The organism is Actinacidiphila sp. bgisy145 (assembly GCF_057708125.1).
The window spans coordinates 85296-107841 of the sequence record NZ_JBYIRL010000018.1 but is presented as its reverse complement, the minus strand read 5'-3'; the positions used below and the strand labels follow the sequence as shown (position 1 = coordinate 107841).

At 72.8% G+C, this 22546-nt stretch carries 23 protein-coding genes; 12 read left to right on the top strand and 11 right to left on the bottom strand.

Features of this window, described 5'->3' with window-relative positions; all coding sequences use genetic code 11:
* Positions 1–2: 2 nt before the first annotated feature.
* From AC3ERT_RS18285 to AC3ERT_RS18255, 7 genes are all read right to left on the bottom strand, one after another.
* On the bottom strand, positions 3–1355 hold the full coding sequence (locus tag AC3ERT_RS18285) for an MFS transporter (RefSeq protein ID WP_435131828.1): 1353 nt from the start codon (positions 1353–1355) through the stop codon (positions 3–5).
* A gap of 71 nt (positions 1356–1426) precedes the next feature.
* Positions 1427–2011, bottom strand: a complete 585-nt coding sequence (locus AC3ERT_RS18280; protein ID WP_435132004.1) for an ArsR/SmtB family transcription factor — start codon at positions 2009–2011, stop codon at positions 1427–1429.
* Positions 2012–2148: 137 nt separating this feature from the next.
* Positions 2149–3111: a glycine betaine ABC transporter substrate-binding protein gene (locus AC3ERT_RS18275; protein ID WP_435175415.1), complete on the bottom strand. Its 963-nt coding sequence runs from the start codon at positions 3109–3111 to the stop codon at positions 2149–2151.
* A gap of 74 nt (positions 3112–3185) precedes the next feature.
* Entirely contained in the window at positions 3186–4139 is a 954-nt protein-coding gene (locus AC3ERT_RS18270) for an ABC transporter permease (RefSeq protein WP_435175380.1), read from the bottom strand.
* Positions 4136–5485, bottom strand: coding sequence for a betaine/proline/choline family ABC transporter ATP-binding protein (locus AC3ERT_RS18265; protein WP_435131833.1), 1350 nt, complete (start codon positions 5483–5485; stop codon positions 4136–4138). The genes AC3ERT_RS18270 and AC3ERT_RS18265 overlap by 4 nt, the downstream gene beginning before the upstream one ends.
* Positions 5478–6125, bottom strand: coding sequence for an ABC transporter permease (locus tag AC3ERT_RS18260; protein ID WP_335977748.1), 648 nt, complete (start codon positions 6123–6125; stop codon positions 5478–5480). Before AC3ERT_RS18260 ends, AC3ERT_RS18265 begins: the two co-directional genes overlap by 8 nt.
* Positions 6126–6192: 67 nt before the next feature.
* Positions 6193–6663 (bottom strand): Lrp/AsnC family transcriptional regulator, encoded by a 471-nt coding sequence (locus tag AC3ERT_RS18255; protein WP_335977750.1) that lies wholly within the window; start codon positions 6661–6663, stop codon positions 6193–6195.
* A gap of 124 nt (positions 6664–6787) precedes the next feature.
* Here AC3ERT_RS18255 and hppD point away from each other — a divergent pair, with 124 nt between their 5' ends.
* Positions 6788–7912 (top strand): 4-hydroxyphenylpyruvate dioxygenase, encoded by a 1125-nt coding sequence (gene hppD / locus AC3ERT_RS18250; protein WP_435175378.1) that lies wholly within the window; start codon positions 6788–6790, stop codon positions 7910–7912.
* Positions 7913–7996: 84 nt separating this feature from the next.
* Positions 7997–9367: an FAD-binding oxidoreductase gene (locus tag AC3ERT_RS18245; RefSeq protein WP_335977754.1), complete on the top strand. Its 1371-nt coding sequence runs from the start codon at positions 7997–7999 to the stop codon at positions 9365–9367.
* Positions 9368–9379: 12 nt separating this feature from the next.
* On the opposite strand, the gene AC3ERT_RS18240 is transcribed toward AC3ERT_RS18245, so the two are convergent.
* Positions 9380–9859 carry an SsgA family sporulation/cell division regulator gene (locus AC3ERT_RS18240; protein ID WP_335977756.1) on the bottom strand — a complete coding sequence of 160 codons (480 nt, stop codon included), beginning with the start codon at positions 9857–9859 and terminating at the stop codon, positions 9380–9382.
* A 281-nt stretch (positions 9860–10140) separates the two neighbouring features.
* On the opposite strand from AC3ERT_RS18240, the gene AC3ERT_RS18235 reads away from it, so the two are divergent.
* Both AC3ERT_RS18235 and AC3ERT_RS18230 read left to right on the top strand, forming a co-directional pair.
* Positions 10141–11391, top strand: a complete 1251-nt coding sequence (locus AC3ERT_RS18235) for an RDD family protein (RefSeq protein ID WP_435175376.1) — start codon at positions 10141–10143, stop codon at positions 11389–11391.
* Between the two features lie 67 nt (positions 11392–11458).
* On the top strand, positions 11459–12100 hold the full coding sequence (locus AC3ERT_RS18230) for an RDD family protein (protein ID WP_435131842.1): 642 nt from the start codon (positions 11459–11461) through the stop codon (positions 12098–12100).
* A 31-nt stretch (positions 12101–12131) separates the two neighbouring features.
* Here the strand turns inward: AC3ERT_RS18230 and AC3ERT_RS18225 are convergent, their stop codons facing one another.
* On the bottom strand, positions 12132–12371 hold the full coding sequence (locus AC3ERT_RS18225; RefSeq protein ID WP_435131845.1) for a hypothetical protein: 240 nt from the start codon (positions 12369–12371) through the stop codon (positions 12132–12134).
* A gap of 324 nt (positions 12372–12695) precedes the next feature.
* On the opposite strand from AC3ERT_RS18225, the gene AC3ERT_RS18220 reads away from it, so the two are divergent.
* The gene (locus AC3ERT_RS18220) at positions 12696–15110 is read left to right on the top strand and encodes an immune inhibitor A domain-containing protein (protein WP_488180739.1); all 2415 of its coding nucleotides are present in this window, start codon (positions 12696–12698) and stop codon (positions 15108–15110) included.
* A gap of 92 nt (positions 15111–15202) precedes the next feature.
* Positions 15203–15517 carry a hypothetical protein gene (locus tag AC3ERT_RS18215; RefSeq protein ID WP_435175372.1) on the top strand — a complete coding sequence of 105 codons (315 nt, stop codon included), beginning with the start codon at positions 15203–15205 and terminating at the stop codon, positions 15515–15517.
* 57 nt (positions 15518–15574) lie between these two features.
* On the opposite strand, the gene AC3ERT_RS18210 is transcribed toward AC3ERT_RS18215, so the two are convergent.
* Both AC3ERT_RS18210 and AC3ERT_RS18205 read right to left on the bottom strand, forming a co-directional pair.
* Positions 15575–16171 carry an isochorismatase family protein gene (locus AC3ERT_RS18210; RefSeq protein ID WP_435175370.1) on the bottom strand — a complete coding sequence of 199 codons (597 nt, stop codon included), beginning with the start codon at positions 16169–16171 and terminating at the stop codon, positions 15575–15577.
* Between the two features lie 110 nt (positions 16172–16281).
* Positions 16282–17613: a nicotinate phosphoribosyltransferase gene (locus tag AC3ERT_RS18205; protein ID WP_435175368.1), complete on the bottom strand. Its 1332-nt coding sequence runs from the start codon at positions 17611–17613 to the stop codon at positions 16282–16284.
* A 98-nt stretch (positions 17614–17711) separates the two neighbouring features.
* Between AC3ERT_RS18205 and clpS the strand changes: the two genes are divergently transcribed.
* The 6 genes from clpS (at position 17712) to AC3ERT_RS18175 (ending at position 22290) form a co-directional block, all read left to right on the top strand.
* The gene (gene clpS / locus AC3ERT_RS18200; protein ID WP_335977767.1) at positions 17712–18023 is read left to right on the top strand and encodes an ATP-dependent Clp protease adapter ClpS; all 312 of its coding nucleotides are present in this window, start codon (positions 17712–17714) and stop codon (positions 18021–18023) included.
* A complete protein-coding gene (locus AC3ERT_RS18195) occupies positions 18023–18586 on the top strand; it encodes a DUF2017 domain-containing protein (RefSeq protein WP_335977769.1) in 564 nt (187 codons plus the stop codon). The genes clpS and AC3ERT_RS18195 overlap by 1 nt, the downstream gene beginning before the upstream one ends.
* A 173-nt stretch (positions 18587–18759) precedes the next feature.
* Entirely contained in the window at positions 18760–20274 is a 1515-nt protein-coding gene (locus AC3ERT_RS18190; RefSeq protein ID WP_435175366.1) for an amino acid permease, read from the top strand.
* 31 nt (positions 20275–20305) lie between these two features.
* Positions 20306–20716 (top strand): M67 family metallopeptidase, encoded by a 411-nt coding sequence (locus tag AC3ERT_RS18185; protein ID WP_335977772.1) that lies wholly within the window; start codon positions 20306–20308, stop codon positions 20714–20716.
* A gap of 318 nt (positions 20717–21034) precedes the next feature.
* On the top strand, positions 21035–21340 hold the full coding sequence (locus AC3ERT_RS18180) for a MoaD/ThiS family protein (RefSeq protein ID WP_335977774.1): 306 nt from the start codon (positions 21035–21037) through the stop codon (positions 21338–21340).
* A complete protein-coding gene (locus AC3ERT_RS18175; protein WP_335977776.1) occupies positions 21340–22290 on the top strand; it encodes a PLP-dependent cysteine synthase family protein in 951 nt (316 codons plus the stop codon). Before AC3ERT_RS18180 ends, AC3ERT_RS18175 begins: the two co-directional genes overlap by 1 nt.
* Positions 22291–22546 lie beyond the last annotated feature (256 nt).

Sequence of the window (22546 nt, the reverse complement as noted above, 5' to 3'; positions counted from 1 at the left end):
CGCTACACCTCGGCGCCGACCTGCTCCTGGGCCTCGGCGGCCGCCTCCGCCCCGGCCGCGTCCCACGCGCGGAACGCGGGCAGCACCAGCGGGCTCAGCGTGGCCAGCAGGTAGAGCGCGCTGACCGCCAGCATCCCGGTGCGCAGGCCCGCGTACTGCACGACGTACCCGCCGAGCAGGCCGCCCAGCGGCACCGCGACCAGTACGCCCGAGGTCACCGCGCCGAACACCCGGCTGCGCAGCCGCTCCGGGATCAGCCGCACCATCTCGGTGCCGATGATCGGGTTGAGCACGCCCGCGCCGAGCCCGCACACCGCGCAGACCACCAGCAGCGGGGCCAGTCCGGGCAGCAGCGCGGCCACCGCCGTCCGCGGGAAGCCGCAGACCAGGAACCCGCCGATGTACAGGGCCCGTTGCGAGAAGCGGTGCCCGACCGCCCCGAAGAGCAGCGACCCGGCCAGCGCGGAGCAGGCGAACACCCCGGAGACCAGCCCGACGCCGACCGATCCGCCCAGGTGCTCGCGGGCGTCCACCGGCAGCAGCACCGCCGACCACGCCTGGTCCAGCGCGTTGGTCACCATCACCATCGCCACCACCGCGAACAGCAGCCGGGCGCGCAGCAGATAGCGGTACCCCTCGGCGAGCTCGGCCCGGTACGCCGCCAGCTTCCCGCCCCGGCCGCCCCGCGCGCTCCCGGACCGCTCGCCGCGCACCGCGCCGCGGGTCCGCTCGTGCACGCCCAGCCCGATCAGCAGCGCGGAGACCGCGAAGGTGCCCGCGTCCAGCAGCAGGACGTTCGCCGCGCCGATCCCCGCGATCAGCACGCCCGCCAGCGGCGCGCCCAGCATCCGCGCCCCGCGCGTCGCGCCCTCGTACCCGCTGGAGGCGCGGGCGACCGTGGTGCCCGCGCGGGCGGCCAGCCGCGGCATCAGCACCTCGCGGGCGGTCTCGCCGGGGGAGTGGAACAGCCCGCTGACCGCCACCAGCACCAGCAGCAGCCCGTACGTGAGGTGCCCGGTGGCGTGCAGGACGGGGACGGCGACCGTGGCCAGCGCGCAGACGGTGTCGGAGACGACGCTGGTGACGGTGTAGCCGAGCCGGTCGATGAGCGGGCCGCCGAGCAGCGCCGCCAGCACCACCGGCACGGTGGAGGCGAAGGCGACCAGCCCCGCGCGGGCCGGGCTGCCGGTGGTGGCGAGCACGAACCACGGGACGGCGACCAGCGTGAGCATGTTGCCCGCGACGGAGACGACGTTGGCGGTGAGCAGCAGGGCGAGCGGGCGGCGGTCCCTGGGGCCGGCGGATATCCCGCCGGCGGGGTCCGGCCCGGAAGCGGGCATGGCTGATGAACTCATGGCGGGTCCCCCCGTGAGTGCGATGAGCGGTATGGGATCAGTGCGGGTGCGGGTGCGGGTGTGGGGACAGGTCAGTCGACGCGGCGCGGGAACGCGTGGAAGTGGACGCGTACGCTCGCCGAGCCGTCGGCGGCCGGGCTGCGCGGGTGCTCGCCCTCGGCCGGCTCCGGCACCCGGTCGCGGTAGGACTCGATCAACTCCTCGACGCGGCGCCCGAGTTCCGCCGCGAGTTCGGGGGTCAGCCGCAGCGTGAAGCTGCTGATGTCCCCCGACTCCCGCCAGGGCTCGGGCCATTCGTCGGAGGTGCCGAGCCAGGTGGTGAGGGCCTCGGCGTGCTCCACCGCGATCTGGTGCAGGAACGACCGCATGGCGCCGCGCACTTCGGGGTCGGCGTGCCCCAGGAACTCCTGGGCGCTGTCGAACCGGGTGCCGCGGTGCACCGCCTTCCACCACCGCTCGCGGCCGGTGCCGCGCTCCGGGTCGTCGGCGACGAAGCCGTGCGCGGCGAGCTGGCGCAGGTGGTAGCTGGTGGCGCCGCTGGACTCGCCGAGCCGCTCCCCGAGCCCGGAGGCGGTGGCGGGGCCGTACTCGCGCAGCGCGGCCATGATCCGCATCCGCAGCGGGTGGGCGAGGGCGCGCAGCGCGCGCGGGTCCATGACGCGGACCTCGCGCGGCTGGTCGGGGTGGCGGACGCCGTCCGCAGGGTTCTTGGGCACGCCACCACGGTAGGGGAGTGCAAAGATTCTTTGCAAGACTCCTTTGCAAAGAATCTTTGCATCCATGCGGCGGGGGATCAGCCCGCCTTGATGAAGCCCTCCTTCTCCAGCCAGTCCTTCGCCACGTCGTGCGGGTCCTGGCCGTCCACGTCCACTTTCGCGTTGAGCTGCTGCGCGACCGCGGTGGTGAGCTTCGCGCTGAGCGGGTCCAGCAGCTGCGCGATCACCGGGTGCTTGCGGAACGTCTTGGAGTAGATCACCGGCGCCGCGTTGTAGTTGGGGAAGAAGTTCCGGTCGTCCTTCATGACGGTCAGGTTCATCGACTTGATCCGGCCGTCGGTGGTGTACACCTCGCCCAGCAGACAGGAGTTGCTCTTGTTGATCTGGGTGTAGATGATCCCGGCGTCCATCTTCTGGATGTTCCCCGACGGCAGGCTCATGCCGTACGCCTTCTCCATGCCGACCAGGCCGTCCTGCCGGGACGCGAACTCGTTCTCCACGCAGAGCGTGACGGCCTTGGGGTCCTTGCGGGCCAGCGCGGCCACGTCGGAGAGCGTCCTGAGGTGGTACTTCGCCTCGTTGCGCGCGCTGACCGCCAGCGAGTAGGTGTTGTCGAGGGTGGACGGCGGCAGCCAGGTCAGGCCGTTCTTCAGGTCCGCGTCGCGCACCGCCTGCCACTGCGCGTGCGGGCTCGCGATCGGCGTGGTGTGCCCGAGGTAGGTGATCCAGGCGGTGCCGGTGTACTCGTACATCGCGTCCGCCTGGCCGGACTTGACCGCCTCGCGGGCGCCGATCGACCCGGTGATGTTGGTGCGGTCCAGCACCGAGGCGCCGGCCGCCTTGAAGACCAGGCCGATCATCTCGCCCAGGATGATGTTCTCGCTGAAGTTCTTGGAGGTGACGGTCAGCGAGGCGCCCTTGAGCGGCTTGCCGCGCCCGAGGGTGCCCGGCTGCACATCGTCCACCAGCGGGCTGCCGCTGGTCAGCCCGCAGGAGGAGACCACCGCGAGCGCCGCCAGCCCCGCGGCCACCGCCGCCACCGCCCGCCGCCCCGTCGGCCGGCGGCTGCCGGCCTGCGGCGGCCGGGCGCCGTGCCGCAACCCCGCGCCCCGCCTCACGCCTTCGCCCCCAGCCCGCGCGGCCGCAGCAGCGCCTCCGCGATCGAGGCGAGCCAGTCCACGAACAGCGCCAGCACCACCGTCAGGATCGAGCCGAGGATCAGCACCGGCATCCGCTGGTTGACGATGCCCGAGGTGATCAGGTCGCCCAACCCCCCGCCGCCCCCGAACGTGGCCAGCGTCGCGGTGCCGACGTTGAGCACCAGCGCGGTGCGCACCCCGGCCAGGATCAGCGGTACCGCCAGCGGCAGTTCGACCCGGGTCAGCACCCCGCGCGCCGACATCCCGATGCCGCGCGCCGCCTCCACCATCGTCGGGTCGATCGCCCGCAGCCCGGCGATCGTGTTCGACAGCACCGGCAGCACCGCGTACGCGACGATGCCGATGATCGCCGTGCGCGCCCCGATGCCCAGCCAGATCACCAGCAGCGCCAGCAGCCCGATCGCCGGGGTGGCCTGCCCGATGTTCGCCAGCGCGGTGAACGCCGGTGCCACCGGCCGCAGCCGGCGCCGGGTCAGCGCGATGCCCAGCGGGATCGCGATCAGCAGCACCCAGAACGTGGAGATCGCCGTGAGCCGGATGTGCTGCCACAGCCGCAGCTGCACATTGCCGTTGTCCAGGGAGTTGTGCTCGATCGCGTCCAGGTGGATGTTCGTGATCCACAAGTAGGTGGCGACCAGGGCGACCGCCAGGACGGCCGGGGTGATCACCAGCTTCTGCCAGGTCACCTTCCGGGCCGGACGGCCGCCCCGCCCGCCGCCCCCGCCCGGGCCGCCGCCCTCCCGGTCCGTGTCGCGGCCGTCCGGGTCGGCCGCCGGATCGCCTTCGTGCTCCGGCGCGAGCCCGGTGGCCCGGCCCGCGGTGTCCCAGCGGCTCGCCCCGCCGCGCTCGCCACGGTCGTCGCGCTCGCCGCCGTACCCGTCGCGCTCGCCGTCCCGGACCCCGGTCATGACGGCGCCTGCCCGTCCTCGCCGGCTCCCGGCCCGCCCTCCTGCCGCGCCTTGACCTCCTCCAGCTCGTGCCGGTGCTCCAGCGCGGTCAGCCGGTCCGCCTCCAGCATCTCGTGCACCGAGTTCATCAGCGTCTCCATGTCCACCACGCCGATGAACTCCCCGCGCCGCCCGGTCACCGCCACCCGGCCGCCGCTGTCGGTGAGCACCGCCTCCAGCGCGTCCCGCAGCGTCGCGTCCCGGGTGACCGTGTGCGTCACCAGGGTGCCGGAGCGGGCCAGCGAGCCCCGCGCCCGCATCAGGTCGCCGCGCCGCAGCCACTTGTACGGCCGCCGCCGGCGGTCCAGCAGCAGCAGTTCGTTGTGCTGGCCGGCCCGCAGCCGGTCGAAGATCGACTGGAGCGGCTCGTCCACCGTGACCGCCGCGAAGTCGGCGATCTCCACGTCCCGCACCCGGGTCAGGTTCAGCCGCTTCAGCGCCGCGCCCGCACCCACGAAGCCGGCGACGAACTCGTCGGCCGGGTTGGTGAGGATCGCCTCGGGGGTGTCGAACTGCGCGATGTGCGAGCGCTCGCGCAGCACCGCGATCCGGTCGCCCAGCTTGATCGCCTCGTCGAAGTCGTGGGTGACGAACACGATGGTCTTGTGCAGCTCGTGCTGGAGCCGGATCAGCTCGTCCTGGAGGTGGTCGCGGGTGATCGGGTCCACCGCGCCGAACGGCTCGTCCATCAGCAGCACCGGCGGGTCCGCGGCCAGCGCCCGGGCCACGCCGACCCGCTGCTGCTGCCCGCCGGACAGCTGCCGCGGATAGCGGCCGTGGAACTCCCGCGGGTCCAGGCCGACCAGGTCGAGCATCTCCTCCACCCGGTCCCGGACCCGGCTCTTGCCCCACCCGACCATCTTCGGCACCAGCCCGATGTTCTCGGCGACCGTCATGTGCGGGAAGAGCCCGGAGGACTGGATCGCGTAGCCGACCTTGCGGCGCAGCTTCACCGGGTCGATGCCGGTGACGTCCTCGTCGCCGATCCGGATGCGCCCGGACGACGGCTCGATCAGCCGGTTGATCATCTTCAGCGTGGTGGACTTGCCGCACCCCGACGGCCCGACCAGGATCACCGTCTCACCGGCGCCGATCTCCATGCTGACGCTCTCCACGGCCGGCCGCGGGTTGCCCGGGTAGCGCTTCGTCAGGTCCTCCAGGACGATCGCGGCGCCCGAGGCCCGCCCCTGGCCGCCGCCGTGCTCCTCGCCGGCCGCCGTACGGTCGGCCGCCACCCGCGCTCCCGTGCTCGCGCCCGCGTCCGTGTCGGGCTCAGCCGCTTCGGGCCGGTCCGCTGCTTCAGCCACGAATCCCCCTCGGGATGGTCAGCCGGCCGATCAGGACGTAGACCGCGTCGAAGGCCAGCGCCAGCACGATGATGCCGAGGGTGCCGGCCAGCACCTCGTTGAGGGCGTTGGCGCTGCCCAGCGACGCGATCCCGGTGAAGATCTCGTTGCCCAGGCCCGGCCCGGAGGCGTAGGCGGCGATCGCGGCGATGCCCATCAGCATCTGCGTGGACACCCGGATGCCGGTGAGGATCGGCGGCCAGGCCAGCGGCAGTTCGACCCGCAGCAGCCGGGCCGCCCGGGACATGCCGATGCCGCGGGCGGCCTCCACCAGCGACGCGTCCACCCCGCGCAGCCCCACGATCGCGTTGCGCACGATCGGCAGCAGCCCGTACAGCACCAGGGAGGTGACCGTCGGCGGCACGCCCAGGCCGAGCATCGGGATGAGCAGGCCGATCAGCGCCAGGGACGGGATGGTGAGGATCACCGCGGTCGTGGTGATCGAGAGGTTGCCGGCCCACTCGGCGCGGTAGGTGAGCACCCCGATCAGCACGCCGACCACGGTGGCGACCACCATGCACTGGAAGACCGCGCTGGCGTGCTGGTAGGCGTCGAACAGCAACTGCTGGTGCCGGTTGGACAGGTACTGCCAGAAACTCACGGCCGCCCTCCTCCCGTCGCCTCGCGTCCCGCGCCGGCCGCGGGGCCCGCGCGTCCCGCACGGACCGTCAGGTGTCCTGTGCGGCCTGCTCCACCAGCGGGATGATCCGCAGCGGCACCGGGTTCTCCATGACGATCGCCGTGGCGGCCCGGACGATGCCATCAAAGCCGACAACCCGATCGATCACCCGTTGGAGGTCGGCGTTCGACCGGGCCACCAGCCGGCAGAGCATGTCGCCCTCCCCGGTGGTGGTGTGCAGCTCCAGCACCTCCGGCACCCCCGCCAAGTGCGCCCGGACGTCCGTGCCTTGGCCCTGCCGGATCTCCAGCGTCGCGAACGCCGTCACCGGGTAGCCGAGCGCCGCCGGGTCCACCTGCGGCCCGAAACCGCGGATCACTCCATTGGCCCGCAGCCGGTCGAGCCGCGCCTGCACGGTGCCGCGCGCCACCCCCAGCCGCCGCGACGCCTCCAGCACGCCGATCCGCGGCTCCTCGTCCAGCAGTGTGATCAACCGGCCGTCCAGCGCGTCGATCCCCATCCCCGCCCGCCTTCCATGGTCATACTGCACAGATTGACGGTACGAGCCTGGCCTCGGCTGCACACACTGTCCAGTGAAAACCGGAACTATTGCGCACTCTGAAGGGCGGCGGGACGCTTTTCCCATGACTGCACTCACTGGGACCCCGGATGCTTTCCCCGTCAAGGGCATGGACGCCGTCGTCTTCGCGGTGGGCAACGCGAAGCAGGCGGCGCACTACTACTCCACCGCGTTCGGCATGCGCCGCGTGGCGTACGCCGGCCCCGAGAACGGCAGCCGCGAGACCGCGTCGTACGTCCTGGAGTCGGGCGGCGCGCGCTTCGTCTTCACCTCGGTGATCAAGCCGGACACCGAGTACGGCCGATTCCTCGCCGAGCACGTCGCCGCGCACGGCGACGGCGTGGTCGACCTCGCCATCGAGGTCCCCGACGCCCGCGCCGCGTACGCCTACGCCACCGCGCACGGCGCCACCGGCCTCACCGAGCCCTACGAGCTGAAGGACGACCACGGCACCGTCGTGCTGGCGGCCATCGCGACCTACGGGCAGACCCGGCACACCCTCGTCGAGCGCACCGGCTACGACGGCCCCTACCTGCCCGGCTACGAGGCCGCCGTGCCCCTCGTCGAGCCGCCCGCGCGGCGCTTCTTCCAGGCCGTCGACCACTGCGTCGGCAACGTCGAACTCGGCCGGATGAACGAGTGGGTGTCCTTCTACAACGACGTCATGGGCTTCACCAACATGAAGGAGTTCATCGGCGACGACATCGCCACCGAGTACTCCGCGCTCATGTCCAAGGTGGTCGCCGACGGGTCCCGCAAGGTCAAGTTCCCGCTCAACGAGCCGGCCGCGGGCAAGAAGAAGTCCCAGATCGACGAGTACCTGGAGTTCTACGGCGGGCCGGGCGTCCAGCACATCGCGCTGGCCACCAACGACATCGTCGCGTCCGTCCGCGCGATGCGCGCCGCCGGCGTCGAGTTCCTCGACACCCCCGACTCCTACTACGACACCCTCGGGGAGTGGGTCGGCGAGACCCGGGTGCCCCTCGACGAGCTGCGCGAACTCAAGCTGCTCGCCGACCGCGACGAGGACGGCTACCTCCTGCAGATCTTCACCAAGCCGGTCCAGGACCGCCCGACCGTCTTCTTCGAGATGATCGAGCGCCACGGCTCCATGGGCTTCGGCAAGGGCAACTTCAAGGCCCTCTTCGAAGCGATCGAGCGCGAACAGGAGCGCCGCGGCAACCTCTGACGGCTCCCGTTGGGGGGCGGGGCGGGCGGGTGGGCGGGAGAACGCCCCTCCCCAACGGGGGAGGCATATGACACGCTGTGCGGCATGCACGATGACGTGAGAGCCGAGCTGTCGTCCGTCCTCCCGCCGGAGGCGATCGTCACGGACCCCGACGTCGTGGCGTCCTACGCCCACGACATGGCGAGCTTCTCGGACGCGGGCACCGCGGCCCTCGTCGTGCGCCCCACCTCCGTGGAACAGGTCCAGCACGTGATGCGGACGGCCACCCGGTTCCGCGTCCCGGTCGTCCCGCAGGGCGCCCGCACCGGCCTGTCCGGGGGCGCCAACGCCGTGGACGGCTGCATCGTGCTGTCGCTGGCCGCGATGGACCGCATCCTGGAGATCGACCCGGTCGAGCGGATCGCCGTGGTGGAGCCGGGCGTCGTCAACGCGGTGCTCTCCCGCGCGGTCGCCGAACAGGGCCTGTCCTACCCGCCGGACCCCTCCAGCTGGGAGCAGTGCACCATCGGCGGCAACATCGGCACCGGCGCGGGCGGCCTGTGCTGCGTGAAGTACGGGGTGACCGCCGAGTACGTCCTCGGCCTGGACGTGGTACTGGCCGACGGGCGGCTGCTGAGCACCGGCCGGCGTACCGCCAAGGGCGTCGCCGGCTACGACCTGACCCGGCTCTTCGTCGGCTCCGAGGGCACCCTCGGCGTCGTGGTCAAGGCGGTCCTCGCGCTCCGGCCCGCCCCGCGCCCCCAGTTGACCCTGGTCGCGGAGTTCCCCTCCGCCCAGGCGGCCGGCGCCGCGGTGTGCGCGGTCATGGAGTCCGGCCACGCCCCCTCGCTGCTGGAGCTGATGGACGCCACCACCATCCGCGCGGTCAACGCCATGGCGCGGATGGGCCTGCCGGAGAGCACCGAGGCGCTGCTGCTGGCCGGGTACGACTCGGACGACCCGGCCGCGGACCTCGCCGTGCTCGCCGAGCTGTGCACGGCCGCGGGCGCCACCGAGGTGGTGCCGGCCGAGGACCCCGCCGAGTCGGAGATGCTGCTCCAGGCCCGCCGGCTGGCGCTGCCCGCGCTGGAGCGGGTCTCCACCGCCTCGATGATCGACGACGTGTGCGTGCCGCGCGCCCGGCTGGCGGCCCTGCTCGACGGGGTGGCCGCGATCGCCGCGAAGTTCGACCTGACCATCGGGGTGTGCGCGCACGCCGGGGACGGCAACACGCACCCCATCGTCTGCTTCGACGCGCAGGACCCGGACCAGACCCGCCGGGCCCGCGCGTCCTTCGACGAGATCATGTCCCTCGGTCTGGCCCTCGGCGGCACCATCACCGGTGAACACGGCGTGGGACTGCTGAAGAAGGACTGGCTCGCCCGCGAACTGGGCCCGGTGGGTCTGGAGGTGCAGCGCGGTGTGAAGGCGGTCTTCGACCCGCTCGGGCTGCTCAACCCGGGTAAGGTGCTCTGACCGCCGCCGCGCTCACGCACTGGCGTCCGGGGTGTCGTCGGAGTCCGACCACGGGTCGCGCAGCCACAGCTCGTCGCCGGCCGCGGGAGCCAGCAGCCGGCTCAACCCGTCGTCCATGCCGAGCTGTTCGTGCTCGCTGCCCGGCGGCACCACCCGCAGCGTGCGCTCCAGCCAGGCGGCCACCGGCGAGGACGGCGCCTCCAGCAGCGCGTCGCCGTCGGGCGAACTGAGCGCCATGCACAGCACGCTGCGCCCGTTGACCTTCGTCGGCCAGATCCGCACGTCGCCGTGCCCGCACGGCCGGAACACCCCCTCCACGATCAGCTCACGGGCGAACGTCCAGTTGACGGGCGCGTCGGAGCCGATGTGGAAGGTGATGTGCACCGCATACGGATCGTCCGTGCGGTAGGTCAGCCGAGCCGGCACCGGAATGCTCCGTTCCGGTGAGAGCACGAGCTGCATCTCCAGTTCACGTTCCACCACGTTCTGCATGAGTCCGACGTCCTTTCCTTGGCGCGGTGGCCCCGGGTGCGGGTGTCGCGACGGGGCCTGCACCTGGAAGAGAGCGCGTACCTCTCCAACCATTACGCGGGTTTCCCCGATTCGCTTCAGATTTCTCGAACCCGGAGCGGACGGCGGCGCACCGGGGTAATGACATGTCAACGAGACGTCGTGGAGCGGGGTGCGCGCCGGCGTGGACCCGCCGGGCCGGTCATTCTGGTAGATGTGGACGTGACACCACCCCGCGGTCGAGCAGATACGGAACTGTGACCATGAGCGCACCCACCTCTGGCTCCTCGGGTTCGTCGGCATCCCCCCAGCCGTCCGCGTCCCCGGGTGGGTCCGGCGCTCCTGTGCCCGGGTACTACCCGGACCCGTCGATCCCGCACTACATCCGGTACTGGAACGGCTCCGCGTGGGTGCCGGGCACCAGCCGCCCCGCGCCGGTGGACGGGGCGCTGCCCGGCGGGTCCCCGGCGCCCGTACCCGCGCCGGCCCCCGTACCGGCCCCGGCGCCCGCGCCCGCCGCGCCCGGTCCGCCCGCGCTCGACGAGTCCGGCCCGATGTTCCTCGACGAGGACCCGGCCGCACCTACCGCCGAGCGGTGGAGCGAGACCGGGGTCGGCCCCGTGGCGGCGCCCGCCCCGCAGCGGCCGGTGCCCGACCCGCGGGCCCATCTCGCCCAGGAGCAGGCGCCGTCCTGGCCGGCCCCGCACTCCGGTGCCGGTGCCGGGCTGCCCCCGATCTCCTGGGGTTCCCCGCAGTCCCCGGCCGTCCAGGAGCCCCTGCCGGCGCCGCAGCCGCCGGCCCCCGCGCCCTTCCCGGCACCGGCCCAGCAGTCCCCGCCGCTGTCGCCCCTGGTGCCCGCACCGGCTCCGGCCCCTGCTCCTGCTCCGGCCGCGCCCGCACCCGTTCCCGAGTCCGCCGCGCAGGCGTCCGCCCCGTGGGCCGCGCAGGTGCAGGACCTGGCCCGGGGCGAGGGCGGGGTGGTGCCGTGGCGGCCGCCGGTGGACGACCCGTTCGGGGCGTCCCGGGCCCCCGACCGGCCCGGCGGGCTGGTCCGCCGGTTCCTGGCCCGGCTGGTCGACGCCGTGGTGCTCGGCGCGGTGACCGCGGTCGCCGCCGTGCCGCTGGGCACCGCGGCCTACCACCACGCCAAGGACAAGGTGGACCAGGCCCGGCTGACCGGGGAGACCGTCCGGGTCTGGCTGATCGACAGCACCACGGGCGCCCAACTCGGCGCCGTACTGGCCACGTTCCTCGTCGCCGGCGTGCTGCTGGAGGTGCTGCCGACCGCGAGGTGGGGCCGTACGCTGGGCAAGCGCCTGGTCGGGCTGCGGGTGCTGGACATCGAGGCGCAACTGCCGCCCGGCTTCGGCCTCAGCGCGCGCCGCTGGCTGCTGCGCACCGTGCTGAACCTGCTGGCGGTCGGCGTGGTCGGCGTGGCCTGGTGCCTCTTCGACCGCCCCTGGAAGCAGTGCTGGCACGACAAGGCGGCCCGTACGTTCGTCGCCCGCGGCTAGGGCCTGTCGTACTCCGATCGGCTGCGGCCCGCGGGCGGGGGAGCGGCACCCGGGCTTGACTCGGGGCATGAGTAGCGATCAGCCCGGCGGCGGCTCACCGTACGACAAACCGTCAGGCGGGCAGCAGCCCCCGCCGGACCAGCCGCCGCCCGGCAACCCGTACGGCGGCAACCCGTACGGCGGGGGCCCGGGCGGGCAGAGCCCGTACGACCAGAACCCGTACGGTCAGCAGCCCTACGGCGGCGGCCCGGGCGGCCCCGACCCGCTGGCGGGGATGCCGCCGCTCGCGGAGGCCGGCCGGCGGCTGCTGGCGCGGATCATCGACATCATCATCGTGCTGATCCCCTCCTACCTCCTGGACTGGGCGTCCGTCGGGGCGCAGGGCAGCCACTTCACCGCGGGCCGCTCCGCGGTCGGCGGGATCTTCACCGCGGGCATCGGCTTCCTCTACGAGTTCCTGATGACCCGCGCCACCGGGCAGACCGTCGGCAAGCGCCTGCTCGGGATGCGCGCGGCCATGCTGGACAACGGCCGGGTCCCCGACTCCTACGCCGCCGCGATCCGCGCGGCCATCCTGTGGCTGCCCGCCTTCTGCTGCTCCTGCGTCTGGTTCCTCGTCATCGGCGCGACGATCGTCATCGACCGCCCCTACAAGCAGGGCATCCACGACAAGGCCGCCAAGACCGTCGTGGTCCAGGCCACGCCGTAGTGCGGGAGGCCGGGGCGCCGGGCGCCGCGGCTCAGCGCAGGGAGTGCTCCCGGGCCGGTGCCGGGGCCGCCGCGCGCGCCGGCTGTTCGGCGGCACCGTCCCCGGCGGGCCGCAGCGCGGCCGCGACCACCACCCCGAGCAGCAGCCCGAGCGCGGCGAACCCGATCACCGCCCCGGTGGAGGACGCCCCCGTCAGCAGCAGGACCGCGAAGGTGAACAGGACCACGGTGCCGGCACCGTAGGCGACTTGCGCGTGCGTGGGGCGTGGCATGAGGGAACCGTCCTCAAGGGGGTGCGTCGAGATGCGGGGGCCTGCTGACGGGCGTGACTCTACGGTTCGAAATGCCCAGACCCGTCCCCGGGTAAGCGTTGCCTCACCCGCGGTGCGGAGCACGGGGGGCGCACGGGGTCGCACGTGTGACCGATACCTCAACGCCTGTGCGACGCAGTCCCGTTGGGGCCGCTGGCGTCCGGTCGGCGGATCGCGGTCACCGGGAAGCGGCCCAGCTAACCAGCACGTCATGCGCAAGTCAAGATCTGTCTTTTCGCCCGTCGCTCCGGTGCAATGGCCTTTCCCAAGGGGAGGTCAAGGATCTTGAAAAGACAGCACTGGATCAGCCAAAGAGCCGCCCTGGCAGCCGCGATAGCCGTGCTCGCGGTCCCGGCCGCCGCCACCGGCGCGGCCGCGGCGTCCGCGGGCTCCGGCAGCACCGGCACCACATCCGCCGCCGCCGAGCACGACCCGGCGCAGGCCGAACCGCACAACCTGCCGGGCCCGTTCAGCAAGCAGCAGGCCGCCGAGCACTCCGCGGCCCTCCAGCAGGTCGTCTCCGGCGACGCCACCGTCCAGCAGCGCGACGGCTCCCAGGTGGTCCAACTCGGCCACGGCAAGGGCAAGCAGAGCAAGTACGTCGAGCTGGGCCGGGAGAAGACCGACAAGATCTTCACCATCCTGGTGGAGTTCGGCGACCAGGTCGACGACACCACGACCTACGACCCCGACGGCCCGGACGGACCCGAGCCGCCCGTGGCCAAGTACGGCGGCGACCCCGGCCCGGCCCACAACACCATTGCCCAGCCGGACCGTTCGCAGGACAACAGCACCGCCTGGCAGGCCGACTACGACCAGCAGCACTTCCAGGACCTGTACTTCTCCCACGCCAAGGACACCGAGTCGCTGGCGAAGTACTACGAGAAGCAGTCCTCGGGCCGCTACTCGGTCGACGGCGAGGTCTCGGACTGGGTCAAGGTCCCCTACAACGAGGCCCGTTACGGCTCCGACTGGTGCGGCTCCACCATCTGCTCCAGCGCCTGGGACCTGATCCGCGACGCCACCACCGCCTACGTCGCCGACCAGCAGGCGCAGGGCCGCACCGCCGCGCAGATCAAGGCCGACCTGGCGCAGTACGACCAGTGGGACCGCTACGACTACGACGGCGACGGCGACTTCAACGAGCCGGACGGCTACATCGACCACTTCCAGATCGTGCACGCCGGTGAGGACCAGTCGGCCGGCGGCGGCGCCCAGGGCACCGACGCGCTGTGGGCGCACCGCTGGTACGCCTACGGCAGCGACGCGGGGAAGACCGGGCCCGAGGGCGACAAGGCCGGCGGCACCGAGATCGGCGACACCGGCATCTGGGTCGGCGACTACACCCTCCAGCCGGAGAACGGGGGCCTGGGCGTCTTCGCCCACGAGTACGGCCACGACCTCGGCCTGCCCGACGAGTACGACACCTCCTACGTCGGCGAGAACAGCACCGCGTTCTGGACGCTGATGTCCTCCGGCTCCTGGATGGGCACCGGCCAGAACGCCATCGGCGACCTGCCCGACGACATGAACGCCTGGGACAAGCTCCAGCTCGGCTGGCTGAACTACGGCACCGCCAAGGCCGCGACCCGCTCCACCACCAAGCTGGGCGTCGCCGAGTACAACACCAAGGACAAACAGGCGCTGGTGGTGCAGCTGCCCGACAAGTCCGTCACCACCACCGTCACCACGCCCGCCGAGGGCGACAAGCAGTGGTGGAGCGGCATGGGCGACGACCTGTCCAACACCCTGACCCGCACCGTGGACCTCACCGGCGCCACCACCGCCGCCCTGGACCTCAAGGGCTGGTGGGACATCGAGCAGAACTACGACTTCCTCTACACCGAGGTCTCCACCGACGGCGGCGCGAACTGGACCGCGCTGGAGGGCACCGCGAACGGCAAGGCGCTGCCCCGCGACGGCAGCGACCGCCCGGCCCTGACCGGCACCTCCGGCGCCTACGAAAACCTGTCCTTCCCGCTGGACGCCTACGCCGGCCGGCAGATCCAGCTGCGCTTCCGCTACGCCACCGACGGCGGCGTGGCCCAGCAGGGCTTCGCGGCCGACGCGATCAGCGTCACCGCCGACGGCAAGGCGCTGCTCACCGACGGCGCCGAGACCGACGACAACGGCTGGAGCGCCGACGGCTTCTCCCGGATCGGCGCCTCCTTCAGCAAGGACTACCCGGAGTACTACATCGCCGAGAACCGGCAGTACACCTCGTACGACACCACGCTGAAGACCGGCCCGTACAACTTCGGCTGGACCAGCACCCGGCCGGACTGGGTGGAGCACTACCCGTACCAGACCGGGCTGCTGGTGTGGCTGTGGGACACCTCGCAGCAGGACAACAACGTCGGCGCCCACCCCGGCAGCGGCGAGATCCTGCCGGTGGACGCGCACGCCAAGCCGGAGACGTTCACCGACGGCACCGTCATCCGCAACCGGGTCCAGGCGTACGACTCGCCGTTCAGCTGGTACCCGTCGGCCGGGTTCACCCTCCATGACGACGGCGTCGCCAAGCGCATCGCCGCCAAGCCCGGGGCCCCGGTCTTCGACGACCACTACGGAACGTACTGGTACGCGAGCAACCCGTACGGCAGCGTCAAGGTCCCCGACACCAACACCCGGCTGACGATCACCGGCCAGGCCCTCGACGGGAGCACCCTGACGGTCCAGGTGAGCCCGTCACATCGGTAACATCGGTCACACTCGCCGCGCTGACCTGCGGTGACGCGACGTACGGCCGCCGTCCCCTGGTGGGCGGCGGCCGATGCGCAGAAGATGTGCTCATGGCGGTCGGCGGTTTCATCAAGCTCCCGGGCGGCACGGTCGTGGTGGCGCTCGGCCTGCCGCACCCGGCGTGCCCCGAGCTGGCCGTACGGGTGGTGGTGCACGCGGTGAACCGCCAGCGCGCCCTGACCCGGCTGAGCAACCTCGGGTTCCGCGGCGCGCGGCTGACCGGCAACGCCGAGCCGCCCACCCCCGACGAGGTCTCCGCGGTGCTGCACCACCCCGACGGCCTGGTCTGGCGGGAGTACGGGGCCCTGGGCACGGACCCCTGGTACCCGATCTCCACGCTGAAGCGGCTCAGCCACCACGCGTAGCCGGCGGGTTCCCTTGCGCGGGACCCGGGCAAGGGGCAAGGGGCCTGGGGCCTGGGGTCACGCTCCGCCCGCGGCCGCGACCTCTCCGTGCAGCTCCACCCCGGCCGCCCGCAGCTGCACCAGCGCCTGCCGGGTGGTCTCCGGCGCCACCCCCGCGGTCAGGTCCAGCAGCACCCGGGTGGTGAAGCCCTCCCGGGCCGCGTCCAGCGCGGTGGCGCGCACGCAGTGGTCGGTGGCGATCCCCACCACGTCCACCTCGTCGACCTCCCGCTCGCGCAGCCACGCGGCCAGCCCGGCGCCGTTCTCGTCCCTGCCCTCGAAACCGCTGTACGCCGCCGCGTAGGCGCCCTTGTCGAAGACCGCGTCCACCGCGCCCGAGGCCACCGCGGGCGTGAAGTTCGGGTGGAACCCGACCCCCTCGGTGCCCGCGACGCAGTGCCGCGGCCAGGACGACACGTAGTCCGGCTCGTCCGAGAAGTGGTCGCCCGGGTCCACATGGTGGTCGCGGGTCGCCACGACGTGCCGGTACACCCCGGCGGACTGCCCGATCAGGTCGGTGACCGCGGCGGCCACGTCCGCGCCCCCCGGCACCGCGAGGCTGCCGCCTTCGCAGAAGTCGTTCTGCACGTCCACGATGATCAGTGCGCGGTGCATGTCTGTCTCCGAGTGCTTTCCGGTTCGCCGGTGCCGAGCGTAGGGACTGAGCCCCTCCCACGGGAAGAGGGGGCGCGGGCCGCCTCTTCCCGCGGGCGGCCGGGACCGGCCTACATGGTCTCCGTGGGGAGCACCGGCTCGCCACGCGAGAGCTGGGTCGCCGACAGCGGCAGCCCCGCCCGCGCGGCGATGTGCCGGGTGCGCGCGGCGTCCAGCGGCTCGCGCCCGACCACCTCGCCGCCGCGCACCAGCGGCACCAGCAGCTGCCGGTCCACCAGGTCCGCAGGGATCTCGCCGCTGCCCACCACCTCGGCCTCGGCGACGCCGTCGGCGTCCAGCCGCCGCGCGGCCCACTTGCGGCCGCCCACGCTGGTCTTCCCGCCCAGCGCCCGCTTGGCGACCGGGGTGAGCGGCGCGTCCGCCTCGCCGGGCACGGACGCGCGGGCGACCAGCTTGTAGACCATCGCGCAGGTGGGGTGCCCGCTGCCGGTGACCAGCGACGTGCCGACCCCGTAGGCGTCGACCGGCGCCGCGGCCAGCGACGCGATCGCGTACTCGTCCAGGTCGGAGGTGACCACGATCTTCGTCTCCCGCGCCCCGAGGTCGTCCAGCTGCTGCCGCACCCGGTGGGCGAGCAGCAGCAGGTCGCCGGAGTCGATCCGGACCGCGCCCAGCTCCGGCCCGGCCACCTCCACGGCGGTGCGCACCGCCTCGGTCAGGTCGTAGGTGTCCACCAGCAGCGTGGTGCCGCGGCCGAGCGACTCGACCTGCGCGGTGAAGGCGTCCCGCTCGCTGTCGTGCAGCAGGGTGAAGGCGTGCGCGCTGGTGCCGATGGTGGGCAGCCCGTAGCGGAAGCCGGCGGCGAGGTTCGAGGAGGAGCGGAACCCGCCGACGTAGGCGGCCCGCGCGGCGGCGACCGCGGCCAGTTCGTGGGTGCGCCGCGCGCCCATCTCCATCAGCGGCCGGCCGCCGGCCGCCACCGCCATCCGGGAGGCGGCCGCGGCGATCGCCGAGTCGTGGTTGAGGATCGACAGGACCACCGTCTCCAGCAGCACCGCCTCGGCGAAGCTGCCCTCCACCCGCAGGATCGGCGAGCCGGGGAAGTACACCTCGCCCTCGGGGTAGCCCCAGATGTCGCCGGTGAAGCGGTAGTCCGCGAGCCACTTCAGCGTCGCTGCGTCCACCACCCGCTCCCGTTCGAGGAACTCCAGCACGGGAGCGTCGAACCGGAAGTTCTCCACCGCGTCCAGGACGCGGCCGGTGCCGGCCACGACGCCGTAGCGCCGCCCCTCCGGCAGCCGCCGGGTGAACGCCTCGAAGACCGAACGGCGGTGCGCGGCGCCGCTCTTGAGCGCCGCCTGAAGCATCGTGAACTCGTACCGGTCGGTGAACAGCGCGGTGGACGGCACGTCCACCGGCAGTGCCAGGTCTGCTGTGCTCATGGCGATGATGCTACCCTTCATTTCGTCAAACTGACGAGATCTCGCTCTGTGGGCCCTCTCACACGCCCATTTGTGCGACGGCCCCCCGGGGCGGCAGCATGGAACCTGTGAGTGTCGCGCCTGTTGAGATCGAGCGTCCCGAGTCGAGCGGGGCCCCTTCCGTGGTCCCCGAACCGGACGTTCCGTGGGTGACGCTCGTGCACAACGACCCCGTCAACCTCATGAGCTACGTGACGTACGTGTTCCAGACGTACTTCGGGTACTCGAAGAGCAAGGCCACCAAGCTGATGAAGGACGTCCACTACAAGGGGCGGGCCGTGGTCTCCAGCGGCACCCGCGAGGAGATGGAGCGGGACGTGCAGGCGATGCACGGCTACGGTCTGTGGGCGACGCTGTCCCAGGACCGCTGATGGCGCGCCGACGGGCCCGCGCCGGCTACTTCGAGCCGGTCCGCGGCGGCGGGGCGGCCATCGCGCTGGACGAGGTGGAGATCTCGATCCTGCGCAGCCTGACCGTGCAGCTGCTGGAACTGGTCGGCCCGGGCGAGCAGCCGGACGGCGCCGACGACGACCCGCTCGCGCGGCTCTTCGCCGAGGGCCCCACCAAGCCCCCGGACGACCCCGCGCTGGCCCGGCTCTTCCCGGACGCCTACGAGGAGACCGCCGACGCCTCGGAGTTCCGCCGCTTCACCGAGAACGACCTGCGGGCCCGCAAGCGCGACGACGCGCTGGCGGTGATCCGGGGCCTGGACGCGGGCGGACCGGTGCTGAAGCTGACCGGCGACGAGTCCCGGCAGTGGCTGGGCACCCTCAACGACCTGCGGCTGACCCTGGGCACCCGGCTCGGCGTCAGCGAGGACGAGGGCAGCGAGCTGTACCACCTGCCCGACAGCGACCCCCGCAAGCCGCTGGTCATGGCCTACCTGTGGCTCGGCGGGCTCCAGGAGAGCCTGGTCGAGACGCTGATGCACTGATGCACTGATGCACTGATATGTACTGAGGGCACTGACGGCTCCTCGCGCGGCGCACCCCCGCCCCAAGCTCCCGCGCAACCCGGGCGGCGCGTTCTTCGGCCTTTACGGTGGCGTGCGGCCCGGCTGCCCCGCCGACCGGGCCGCGGCGCCCGCCACGGGGTACACATCCGCGCATGGCGGACGAAACGCGTGTGCGGCCCGGGCCCGGCGAGCCCGCGGACACCGAGGGCTACGCCCGGGGCCTGGGCAGCCGGCAGGTCCAGATGATCGCGATCGGCGGCGCCATCGGCACCGGCCTGTTCCTCGGCGCCGGCACCGCGATCCACCGGGCCGGCCCCGGCCTGCTGCTGATGTACGCCGTCGCCGGCGCGGTCGTCTTCTGCATCATGCGCGCCCTGGGCGAACTGCTCACCTACCGTCCGGTCTCCGGCTCCTTCGCCGACTACGCCCGGGAGTTCCTCGGCCCCTTCACCGGCTACGCCACCGGCTGGACCTACTGGCTGATGTGGGTCGTCACGGGCATGGCCGAGGTCACCGCCGCGGCCACCTACACCGCCTACTGGTGGCCGGCGGTGCCGCAGTGGAGCGCCGCGCTGGTGTTCCTGCTGCTGCTGGCCGGCGTCAACCTGGTCTCGGTGGGCCTCTTCGGCGAGATCGAGTTCTGGCTGTCCACGGTGAAGGTCACCGCGATCCTCGGGATGATCCTGATCGGCGTCGGCGTGCTCACCCTCGGAGTGTCGGCAGCCGGGCACACCGCGTCCGTCGGCCACCTGTGGCGGGACGGCGGCTTCTTCCCCCACGGCGTCGGCCGGTCGCTGCTGACCTTGCAGATGGTGATGTTCGCCTACCTCGCCGTCGAACTCGTCGGCGTCACCGCGGGCGAGGCCCGCGAACCGCGCCGCACCCTGCCCAAGGCGATCAACACGCTGCCGTGGCGGATCGCGCTGTTCTACGTCGGCGCGCTCGCGGTGATCCTGTGCGTGGTGCCCTGGACCCGCTTCCAGCCCGGCGTCAGCCCCTTCGTGGCCGCCTTCGCGGAGATCGGCATCCCCTTCGGCGCCGGGGTGGTCAACTTCGTGGTGCTCACCGCCGCCCTGTCGTCCTGCAACTCCGGGATGTACTCCACCGGCCGCATGCTGCGCGACCTCGCCGCCAACGGGCAGGGCCCGCGCGCCTTCGACCGGCTCACCGCCCGCCGCACCCCGGCCGCCGGCACCCTCGCCTCGGTGGGCGTGATGGGCGTCGGCGTATGGGTCAACTACGTCGACCCGGACGGGGCGTTCACCTACATCACCGCCTTCGCCACCGTGGCCGCGGTGTGGACCTGGGCGGTGATCCTCCTCGCGCACATCCGCTACCGCGCCGCCGTACGCGCCGGGCGGGCCGCACCCGCCTGGTTCACCGCACCCGGGGGAGCGGCCGCCAGCTGGTGCGCGCTGGCCTTCCTCGCCCTCGTCCTGGTGCTGATCGGCATCGACGCCGACGCCCGGGTGTCGCTGTACGGGGTGCCGCTGTGGGCGGCGCTGCTCGGCGCCGGCTACCGGGTGCTGCGCCGGCGCGACCCGGCGGCGTTCGCCCGCCGCCCGCACCTGCCGCCGGGCGCGCCCGGCGCGGACGGCCCCGGGCCGGGCGCCCCGGACCCGGCGGTCGGCGAGGCCGGCGGACTGCCCGGCACCCCGGCCGTGTAGCCGCCGCGGCGGCCCCTGTTACTTTTCCCGCATGCTCACCATCACCCAGGACCTGTACGACGCGATCGTCGCCCACGCCCGCGCCGACCACCCCGACGAGGCGTGCGGGATCGTGGCGGGCCCGGCGGGCAGCGGCCGCCCCGAGCGGTTCGTGCCGATGCTGAACGCGGCCCGCTCGCCGACGTTCTACGAGTTCGACTCCACCGACCTGCTCCGGCTCTACCGCGACATGGACGACCGCGACGAGGAGCCCGTGATCGTCTACCACTCGCACACCGCGACCGAGGCGTACCCCTCCCGGACCGACATCAGCTACGCCAACGAGCCCGGCGCGCACTACGTCCTGGTCTCCACCGCGGAGGAGTTCCAGTTCCGCTCGTTCCGCATCCTGGACGGCCAGGTCACCGAAGAACCGGTCGAAGTGGTGCCATCCGCGCCCTGACCTTCCGGATGCTGGGACGGGCTCGCCGGGCGCCGGGCGGGAATCGATACGATGACCGCATGGTTGTCCATGGTGTGAGCGACTCATGAGCGGCACCGCACCCGGTGCGCTGCTCGTGGCGCGGCTGCACGTCGACCTGTGCCGCCGCACCGCCGCGGCGTGTCGGTAGCCGCGTACGCCCTCCGCCGAGGCGACCCGCCGCCCGCCGTGGCCCGGCCCCCGTGGTCCGGCAGAAAACCGCACGGCCCGCACCGCACCACCCCGGCTCCAGACCGGCGTCACCCACCCCGCTTCGTCCGCACCCACAGGAGCACCGTCATGGCCATCGAGGTCCGCATCCCGACCATCCTCCGCACATACACCGACGGCCAGAAGGCCGTCGAGGGTGCCGGGACCACGCTCGACGAGCTGTTCACCGACCTCGACTCCCGCCACGCCGGGCTGCGCGACCGGGTCGTCGACAACGGCGAACTGCGCCGCTTCGTGAACGTGTACCTCAACGACGAGGACGTCCGCTTCCTCAAGGGCATCGCCACCGAGGTCGCCGACGGCGACAGCGTGACGATCCTGCCCGCCGTCGCCGGCGGCTCGACCGCCGCCACCGCCCCGTCCGGCCACCGCTGATGCGGTACGACAGCCCGCTGGCCGCGGTCGGCAACACCCCGCTGGTGCGGCTGCCCCGGCTGTCGCCCTCGGACCGGGTGAGCGTCTGGGCGAAGCTGGAGGACCGCAACCCGACCGGCTCGGTCAAGGACCGGCCCGCGCTGCACATGATCGAGCGGGCCGAGGCCGAGGGCGTGCTCACCCCCGGCTGCACCATCCTGGAGCCGACCTCCGGCAACACCGGCATCTCGCTGGCGATGGCGGCCCGCCTCAAGGGCTACCGCATCGTCTGCGTGATGCCCGAGAACACCTCGTCCGAGCGGCGCGAACTGCTGGCGATGTGGGGCGCGGAGATCATCTCCTCGCCCGCGGCCGGGGGTTCCAACACCGCGGTGCGGGTGGCGAAGGAACTCGCCGCCGAGCACCCGGACTGGGTGATGCTCTACCAGTACGGCAACGCGGCCAACCCCGGCGCCCACTACGCCACCACCGGCCCGGAGATCCTCGCCGACCTGCCCACCATCACGCACTTCGTGGCGGGCCTGGGCACCACCGGCACCCTGATGGGCGTCGGCCGCTACCTGCGGGAGAAGGTGCCCGGCGTCACCATCGTGGCCGCCGAGCCGCGGTACGACGACGTCGTCTACGGCCTGCGCAACCTCGACGAGGGCTTCGTCCCCGAGCTGTACGACGAGTCGGTGCTCTCCACCCGCTACTCGGTCGGCTCGCAGGACGCGGTGCGCCGCACCCGCGAACTGCTGTCCGAGGAAGGCATCTTCGCCGGGGTCTCCACCGGTGCCGCGCTGCACGCGGCGCTCGGCGTGGCCCGCAAGGCGGAGAACTCCGGCGAGCGGGCGGACATCGTCTTCGTGGTCGCCGACGGCGGCTGGAAGTACCTGTCCACCGGCATCTACACCGCCGCCTCCACCGAAGAGGCGGTCGCCGCGCTGCACGGCCAGCTCTGGGCGTAAGGCGCCTGCGGCGAACGGCACTTGGCCCGGCGGCGCCCCCGCGCGGGACGACCGACCGGACACCGCCTACCACGGACGACCCGCCCCCGGCCGCACGGTCGGGGGCGGGTCGCGTTCGCAGCGGGGTTCGGGGTGACCCGGACTGGTGATTCCGCCCACAACCGGTGCCCGTAAGAGCGCGCTGCGCAGCGGCCCGCTTTACCCTTCCTAGAACGTGGCGGGAGTCCGCCACCCTAGGAGCCGGAATCGGGGCGAG

Excerpts from the sequence above, each read along its gene's own strand:
- AC3ERT_RS18285 (WP_435131828.1), bottom strand. The coding sequence starts at position 1,355 with ATGAGTTCATCAGCCATGCCCGCTTCCGGGCCGGACCCCGCCGGCGGG.
- AC3ERT_RS18280 (WP_435132004.1), bottom strand. The coding sequence starts at position 2,011 with ATGGACCCGCGCGCGCTGCGCGCCCTCGCCCACCCGCTGCGGATGCGG.
- AC3ERT_RS18270 (WP_435175380.1), bottom strand. The coding sequence starts at position 4,139 with ATGACCGGGGTCCGGGACGGCGAGCGCGACGGGTACGGCGGCGAGCGC.
- AC3ERT_RS18255 (WP_335977750.1), bottom strand. The coding sequence starts at position 6,663 with ATGGGGATCGACGCGCTGGACGGCCGGTTGATCACACTGCTGGACGAG.
- hppD (WP_435175378.1), top strand. The coding sequence starts at position 6,788 with ATGACTGCACTCACTGGGACCCCGGATGCTTTCCCCGTCAAGGGCATG.
- AC3ERT_RS18245 (WP_335977754.1), top strand. The coding sequence starts at position 7,997 with ATGCACGATGACGTGAGAGCCGAGCTGTCGTCCGTCCTCCCGCCGGAG.
- AC3ERT_RS18240 (WP_335977756.1), bottom strand. The coding sequence starts at position 9,859 with ATGCAGAACGTGGTGGAACGTGAACTGGAGATGCAGCTCGTGCTCTCA.
- AC3ERT_RS18235 (WP_435175376.1), top strand. The coding sequence starts at position 10,141 with ATGAGCGCACCCACCTCTGGCTCCTCGGGTTCGTCGGCATCCCCCCAG.
- AC3ERT_RS18230 (WP_435131842.1), top strand. The coding sequence starts at position 11,459 with ATGAGTAGCGATCAGCCCGGCGGCGGCTCACCGTACGACAAACCGTCA.
- AC3ERT_RS18225 (WP_435131845.1), bottom strand. The coding sequence starts at position 12,371 with ATGCCACGCCCCACGCACGCGCAAGTCGCCTACGGTGCCGGCACCGTG.
- AC3ERT_RS18215 (WP_435175372.1), top strand. The coding sequence starts at position 15,203 with ATGGCGGTCGGCGGTTTCATCAAGCTCCCGGGCGGCACGGTCGTGGTG.
- AC3ERT_RS18210 (WP_435175370.1), bottom strand. The coding sequence starts at position 16,171 with ATGCACCGCGCACTGATCATCGTGGACGTGCAGAACGACTTCTGCGAA.
- AC3ERT_RS18205 (WP_435175368.1), bottom strand. The coding sequence starts at position 17,613 with ATGAGCACAGCAGACCTGGCACTGCCGGTGGACGTGCCGTCCACCGCG.
- clpS (WP_335977767.1), top strand. The coding sequence starts at position 17,712 with ATGGAACCTGTGAGTGTCGCGCCTGTTGAGATCGAGCGTCCCGAGTCG.
- AC3ERT_RS18195 (WP_335977769.1), top strand. The coding sequence starts at position 18,023 with ATGGCGCGCCGACGGGCCCGCGCCGGCTACTTCGAGCCGGTCCGCGGC.
- AC3ERT_RS18190 (WP_435175366.1), top strand. The coding sequence starts at position 18,760 with ATGGCGGACGAAACGCGTGTGCGGCCCGGGCCCGGCGAGCCCGCGGAC.
- AC3ERT_RS18185 (WP_335977772.1), top strand. The coding sequence starts at position 20,306 with ATGCTCACCATCACCCAGGACCTGTACGACGCGATCGTCGCCCACGCC.
- AC3ERT_RS18180 (WP_335977774.1), top strand. The coding sequence starts at position 21,035 with ATGGCCATCGAGGTCCGCATCCCGACCATCCTCCGCACATACACCGAC.
- AC3ERT_RS18175 (WP_335977776.1), top strand. The coding sequence starts at position 21,340 with ATGCGGTACGACAGCCCGCTGGCCGCGGTCGGCAACACCCCGCTGGTG.